General features: G+C 62.0%; 6 protein-coding genes. 3 read left to right on the forward strand and 3 right to left on the reverse strand.

Annotated elements, in window-relative coordinates; translation table 11 throughout:
• The 3 genes from rfbC to P792_RS26290 form a co-directional block, all read left to right on the forward strand.
• Positions 1-524, forward strand: a 524-nt coding sequence (gene rfbC / locus P792_RS0118560; RefSeq protein ID WP_031240475.1) for a dTDP-4-dehydrorhamnose 3,5-epimerase, incomplete at its 5' end; no start/stop codon positions are given.
• Positions 521-1,423, forward strand: coding sequence for a dTDP-4-dehydrorhamnose reductase (rfbD, locus tag P792_RS26285; RefSeq protein WP_023978301.1), 903 nt, complete (start codon positions 521-523; stop codon positions 1,421-1,423). The genes rfbC and rfbD, both read left to right, overlap by 4 nt.
• Positions 1,424-1,425: 2 nt before the next feature.
• The gene (locus P792_RS26290) at positions 1,426-2,445 is read left to right on the forward strand and encodes a glycosyltransferase (RefSeq protein WP_023978302.1); all 1,020 of its coding nucleotides are present in this window, start codon (positions 1,426-1,428) and stop codon (positions 2,443-2,445) included.
• On the opposite strand, the gene P792_RS26295 is transcribed toward P792_RS26290, so the two are convergent.
• The 3 genes from P792_RS26295 to P792_RS26305 all read right to left on the reverse strand — a co-directional run.
• Positions 2,418-3,107 (reverse strand): RluA family pseudouridine synthase, encoded by a 690-nt coding sequence (locus tag P792_RS26295; RefSeq protein ID WP_235075433.1) that lies wholly within the window; start codon positions 3,105-3,107, stop codon positions 2,418-2,420. The two genes, P792_RS26290 and P792_RS26295, sit on opposite strands and share 28 nt — an antisense overlap.
• Positions 3,108-3,167: 60 nt before the next feature.
• Positions 3,168-5,831: a DNA translocase FtsK gene (locus P792_RS26300; RefSeq protein WP_023978304.1), complete on the reverse strand. Its 2,664-nt coding sequence runs from the start codon at positions 5,829-5,831 to the stop codon at positions 3,168-3,170.
• Positions 5,832-6,237: 406 nt separating this feature from the next.
• Positions 6,238-6,748: RsmD family RNA methyltransferase (locus tag P792_RS26305; protein WP_023978305.1), on the reverse strand; the 511-nt coding region annotated here is incomplete at its 5' end.

Below are 6,748 nucleotides of genomic sequence, written 5' to 3' on the forward strand. Positions count from 1 at the left end.
TCGTCACGCCGCAGCGCTTCAGCGACTCACGCGGGTTCTTCTCGGAAACCTACAACCATCAGAAGATGGTCGAGGCCGAAATCGATCTGACCTTTGTGCAGGACAATCAGAGCCTTTCCGTTCAGAAGGGCGTCGTGCGCGGCCTGCATTGCCAGGTTGCGCCTTATGTTCAGGGCAAGCTCGTGCGTTGCACCAAGGGCGCGATCTGGGATGTGGCAATTGATGCCCGCACCGGCTCGCCCACCTACGGCAAGTGGGTTGCAGCGGAATTGTCAGAGGAAAACTGGTCGCAGCTCTGGGTCCCGCCGGGCTTCCTGCATGGGTTCGTGACCCTGCAGGAAAACACCGAGGTTCAGTACAAGTGCACGTCGCTTTACGACAAGGCGTCGGAACGCGCGGTTATCTGGAACTGCCCGCATCTGGGCATTGACTGGCCAATCAGCGCAGATGAGGTTGTTCTGTCCGACAAGGATCAGGTTGCGCCCCATTTCACTGAAGCCAAGGGATGGTTCCAGTATTCATGAGCACGGCATCTGAAAAAACGATCCTTGTCACGGGTGGGCAAGGTCAGCTCGCCACGTCGCTGAAGACCCTTGGCGGAGATCGTGTGATCGTTGTCGGTCGTCCCGAATTCGATCTCGCCAACCCGGAGACCATGGCAGCGACGCTGGCGCGTTACACGCCCGCTCTGGTGGTGAATGCGGCCGCCTGGACGGCTGTGGATCTGGCGGAAAGCGAGATCGCGGGCGCAGAAGCCGCCAACGAGACCGGTCCGGCCGAGCTGGCACGTCTCTGCGCGGCGCAGGACATTCCGCTCATTCATGTCTCGACCGATTATGTGTATGCCGGTGACAAGGCCTCGCCCTATGTCGAAACCGACCCTGTCACGCCACAGACGGTTTACGGTCGCACCAAGGCGGCAGGTGAGCAGGCCGTGCTGAAGGCGCAGCCGAAGAGCGTGATCCTGCGTACGGCCTGGGTTTATTCCGGGCATTGCAAGAACTTCGTGCGTACCATGGTCAATGCCGGGGCGAAGAACACGCATCTGAAGGTTGTGGGCGATCAGTATGGTTGCCCCACCAATGCCGATGATCTGGCCAAGGCCATTCTGGGCATTGCGGACCAGATCAAGGCCGGTTGGCAGGACAGGTTTGCCGGCATCTATCATGCCTGTGGCACAGGTGAAACAAGCTGGCACGGACTGGCGGTGGCTGCTCTTGAAGAGGCCGTGCGTCATGGTCAGACGATGCCGGTCGAGGTGACCGCCATCCGCACGCAGGACTGGCCTACCCCGGCCAAGCGCCCGCAGGATTCACGCCTCGATTGCAGCAAGCTCGAACAGGTCTTCGGTATCCGCTTGCCTGAATGGCGCAATGGCGTTGCCCGCGCTGTTGACGAGCATTTTGCGGCGCAGTCGGCCTGAGCGTGGCGCGGGGCAATAGTGTTCTGACCTCACCACCGCATCTTTATGCGGTGGGGGGGCGTGATACGGAGCGGGCGGCCTCGGTGCCGCCCGTTGCGATTCTGTTGTCTGTCTATAATGGTGAGGCGTTTCTCAACCAGCAACTCGACAGCTTCCTGGCACAGACAGAACGCAACTGGTGCCTCTACTGGCGTGACGATGGCTCGCATGATGCCTCACGCGCCATCATGCTCTCCTTTCAGGAGCATCGTGGTCAGGGGCGCTGCGTCGAAATTGACGCCGAACCCTGCAATATCGGTGTTGCCCTTTCCTATGCGCTTCTGCTCGATGCGGCACCTCCGGATGCGCTGATCGCATTTGCAGATCAGGACGACGTCTGGGTTCCCGAGAAACTGCAATGGGGCCGTCAGGCCCTGAGCGGCTGCGAGGGACCTGCCCTTTATTGTGCGCGTCAGTTTCTGACCGATGAGTCTCTTACGGTTTTGGGACCTTCGCTACCGCTTCGCCGTCAGCCTGATTTTCGTACGGCTCTCATCCAGAACCTGGCCACGGGCCATACTGTCCTGCTCAACTCGGCGGCGGCTGCGCTGATACGTTCCACCCTGCCACCCATGGGTATACTCCATGACTGGTGGAGCTACGCCCTCGTTCTGGGTATGGGGGGACAATTCATCTTCGATGAGCGCTGTGTGGCGCTTTACCGGCAGCATCGTCGCAATGCAGTCGGGGTCGAACGCTCAATCCTGACCCGTGGCCTGCGTGCCATACGGCGCGGCCCCAAATCGTTCATGGCCCTTCATGTCGCGCTGATGACGCATCTTCTGCAACCCGATCTCTCGGTACATCTCAAGCCGGAATCACGGGCATTTCTTCTGCGTTTGCGCGAGGCGCTGGGCGGCGGCATCAGGGAGCGACTGCGTTTTTTGATCAAGGAACGCGGCTTTGTGCGCCAGCGTATGGCCGAGACGTGGCTGTTCCGGCTGTGGTTCCTGCTTTACGGCAATTCCAGTCCGAAAGCCTGACAGCTCTCGCGCATGAAACCAGGAGGGGTTGCCCGCGCACTCACCTGATCATCGCGCAAAGACAGATCGAGCGAGCGGCTCATGAGGTGCAGGGCACCCTGTCCGCCGCCATAGCGTTCATCACCCAGAATGGGGCAACCCAGCAGCGCACAATGGACGCGCGCCTGGTGAGTGCGCCCTGCCAGCAGGGTCAGTTCAAGAAGGGCATGCGTCCTGCCACGGGACAGAACCCGCCATGAGGTGCGGGCGCTTTGTCCTTCGGGGTGCGTTTCCATATGCCAGCCAGCCTGCGTACTTACCTTGCGCAGGGGAGCGTCGATCAGACCTTCATTCTCCGTCGGACCGCGATGGACGACCGCCCAGTAGGTCTTGCGGACGTTGCCTGAGGCAAAGAGCGCCTGTGCCTCCACAAGGGCCTGCTTGCGCAGGGCAATCATCAGACAGCCGGAGGTGTCTGTATCGAGGCGGTGAACCAGCCACGGGCCATCCTTGCGACGCGACAGCAGGGGAAAAAGCGCCTCGACAGAATGGCGTGCCTTGGGCCCTGGATGGACTGGAAGCCCGGCAGGTTTGTCGATCACGACCAGGCGCGGGCTCTCATAAAGAACCGGATAGGGAAAGCGGTCGCTTATCGCATGGTCGGTCATCGGGCGGTCAGGCATTGGGGCGGTCAGTCATCGTACAGGCTGGGCATGAAACGGCGTCAGGGCAGGGGAGGGGGGTCAGTCCTCGTCGCGCTGACGGCGGGCGAGGACTTCACGCTTGCCCACATGATTGGCAGCGCTCACGATCCCTTCCTTCTCCATCTGCTCGATGATCTTGGCCGCGCGATTATATCCGATCGACAGGTGACGCTGGATGAATGAGGTCGAGGCCTTGCCCTCACGCGTTACCAGATCGACAGCCTGATCGAACAGGCTGGATTCGGCATCGTAATTGCCGCCACCCATACCGTTTCCGCTCGACGAGGCGCTTCCACCTTCATCCTCGAGGCTGGAAATCACCTCGTCGTTATAGACAGGCTCGCCCTTGCTGCGCAGATCGGCCACCACATCCTCGACCTCGCTATCGGCTACGAAAGGCCCATGCACACGGGTGATACGGGCCGCGCCCTGCATGTAGAGCATGTCACCCTGACCCAGAAGCTGCTCGGCACCCTGTTCACCCAGAATGGTGCGGCTGTCGAATTTGCTGATCACCTGGAAGGAGATACGCGTCGGGAAATTGGCCTTGATGGTACCGGTAATCACATCGACCGAGGGGCGCTGCGTGGCCATGATCACATGGATGCCGGCCGCACGGGCCTTCTGCGCCAGACGCTGCACCGCAGCTTCGATTTCCTTGCCTGCCACCATCATCAGATCGGCCATTTCGTCGATCACGACCACGATATGCGGCATTGTCTCGAGCGCAAGCTGCTGTTCGTCGAAAACCGGCTGGCCGGTCTCGGGGTCGAAACCGGTCTGCACGCGACGCGTCACCAGTTCTCCCGTCGAACGGACCTGACGCACGCGCTGGTTATAGCCCGTGATGTTGCGCACCTGCAGATGCGCCATGGAGCGGTAGCGCTTGTCCATCTCGCGCACGGTCCATTTGAGCGCAGCCACCGCCTTGTTCGGCTCGGTGACGACAGGCGTCAGCAGATGCGGAATCCCGTCATAGATCGAGAGTTCGAGAATTTTCGGGTCGATCATGATCAGGCGGCACTCTTCCGGCGTGAGCCGGTAGAGCAGCGACAGGATCATGGCATTGACGCCCACCGATTTGCCCGAACCTGTGGTACCGGCAATCAGCAGATGCGGCATCTTGGCCAGATCGGCATAAACCGGATTGCCCGCAATGTCCTTGCCAAGCGCCAGACGCAGCTGCGCCCCCGGTTCATGGAATTCAGGTGTATCCAGTAGCTCCGAAAAATACACCGTCTCGCGCGAGGCATTGGGGACTTCGATACCAATGACATTGCGCCCCGGCACGGTGGCTATACGCACACTCAGCACCGAAAGCGAGCGCGCAATATCATCCGCCAGACCAATCACGCGGGCCGAGCGAATACCGGGTGCCGGTTCGAGCTCGTAAAGCGTGACCACCGGGCCGGCGTGGATATCGCCAATCTGACCCTGCACACCGTAATCGGACAGAACCTGCTCCAGCAGGCGGGCATTGGCCTGCAAGACCTCATTGGACGGGCCATTGCCGCCATGAGCGGGCGCCTTGCGCAACAGACCCAGCGATGGCGGCTGCCAGCCTGTATTCTCCCAACCCTGACGGGCGGCGGGTGCAGGCTGGGGCTGAGCGCTACGCTCGGAGCGTGCGCGACCAAAACCGAAAAACCCGCGCCTTGGCTCTTCCTCCTGCTGGGGTGGCGGGGCGTGATCTTCGGTGAACGGGGCCGCGTCCTCGATTTCAGCATAGCGCGTGACGGCAGCAGGCCGTGGCGCGCTGTCCTGATCACGGGCGATCTGGGCCAGCTGCATGGCATAGGGATTGGAAGGGGCGGGTTCGGGAGCCGGTGCCGGTTGCGGGTTTGTCGCCTGCTGGCGCAGGGCCGGAACCGGCTCTTCTATCTTGTCAGGGGGTTGCAACCATCCGGTATTGGCCGGGATGAACGGTGCGCGCGCGGTGTCCTGGCTCCGTCTTGGTGTAGGGTAGGGGTGCTCGTGGCGATAGGCGTTGGCCTCGACCGGCTCATAGCTGCTCCAGTCCGGCGGTGCAGAGTGGCGGGCCTTGTTGCCCATGCGCCGCGCCAGATTTTCGGAGCTGCGGCCAACGGAACGGGCACCGCGGAACAGTGCGCGCCATTCGCTGCGACGCAATCCGACAGCCAAAGGAACAAGCAGGATCGTCAGCAGCAGACCGAGCAGCGAAAACACTACGCCGCCGGCTCGCCCCAGCGCTGCATGGCCAGTCGCGACCAGATGATCAGCAAGAACGAGCCCGAGTTGCCCCCCCAGCCCCGCGCGAGACGGCCAGCTTGTGGTCAAGGCCGGTATCAGGACCTGCAAGGTGGCAATCAGCGCGGCCGCAACAGGCAAAAGACAGAAAAAGGCGATGAACCGCAGGATCGGCACGCTCAGCGCATGGTGGCGTACGATCTGCCAGGCCCAGCACAGCATGACGATAATGGGCAATGCACTGGCTAGACCCAGCCATTGCACCAGGGCATCGGCCAGCGTCGCGCCGGGCTGACCCAGCAGGTTTGTCGGTACCGCTGTCGTGGCTGTGTCGAATGAGGGATCCTGCGGATTGTAGCTCCACAGGGCCACGCCCAGCGCCAGGGCAAGGGCCAGCAATATGAACCCGCCAAGCTCCGTCAGCCTGTCCTGAAACGGGCCGCGCTGCCGTGGCGCTGTCGTGCCTGATGAAAAGAAGCGGCTGAACGAGGCCAAATTCGCGTCTTCCTGTTTTTGCGCAATACGTCATACCCCGCGCATGGGGCATCGAGCATCGTCTGGATCTATACGTGTCGTGTGGCAGAACTATAGCGGAACGTCATGGAGAGACGAGAGCAAAAAAGGCGGCAATCTGCCGTTATTCGGGGTGCATGATATCTCGGATGGCCCTCCCCCATAACGCGCTCGGGGAGAGTCCTTCGTCGGTCCTGTCTTGATCGGCGCAGGGGCTCATATGCTTGCATGCGGGACGTGCCCCATTATGCGCGCTTCGTGACAGGCACTCCCCTCAGCCGCCCCGCCAGAGGCAGTTATCCTTCGGAAACCTGTCTGATGTCAGGTAATCGGTGCCGTTCGTGCCCTGCGATAACGAGCGGGTAAAGTCATCCCAGCGGGGCCGGCGTCAGGATGCGCGCCAGATCCTGACCTGGGCCACACCGAAGCGCCGTTCGGTCAACAAGGGAAGGTCGATGGCGAGTTCGTCCTTCACTGCGGTTTCAGCCACGATAATGGCTTCAGGGGCAATCCAGCCGGAGCGGGCCAGAGCCTTGAGGGCAGACGGGACAAGGTCCTTGCCATAAGGCGGGTCCAGAAAGACGAGCGTGCAGGGGCGCGGCGCGCGTGGTGCACGCGTGACATCGCAGGTCAGCACGGACAGGTCGCGGTCCTCGAAGCGGCAGGCGCGGATATTGGCCGAAATCACGGCGCGGGCGCTGCGGTCCTGCTCCATGAAAACGGCGGAAGCGGCGCCGCGTGACAGGGCTTCGAGCCCAAGCGCGCCAGTGCCCGCAAAGGCATCGAGCACATGGGTGCTGCTCAGGAAGTCCGAACCGGCCCAGGGGGCGTGGGCCAGCATGTCGAACACGGCCTGACGGGCGCGATCGGAAGTGGGGCGGGTGGTCTCGCCCCGTGGC

It is taken from the genome of Asaia sp. SF2.1, from assembly GCF_000505765.1.
Taxonomy (GTDB): Bacteria; Pseudomonadota; Alphaproteobacteria; order Acetobacterales; family Acetobacteraceae; genus Asaia; species Asaia bogorensis.

What these genes read in the sequence shown, in the direction of transcription:
- rfbD (WP_023978301.1), top strand. Translation starts at nt 521, where the DNA reads ATGAGCACGGCATCTGAAAAAACGATCCTTGTCACGGGTGGGCAAGGT.
- P792_RS26295 (WP_235075433.1), bottom strand. Translation starts at nt 3,107, where the DNA reads ATGCCTGACCGCCCGATGACCGACCATGCGATAAGCGACCGCTTTCCC.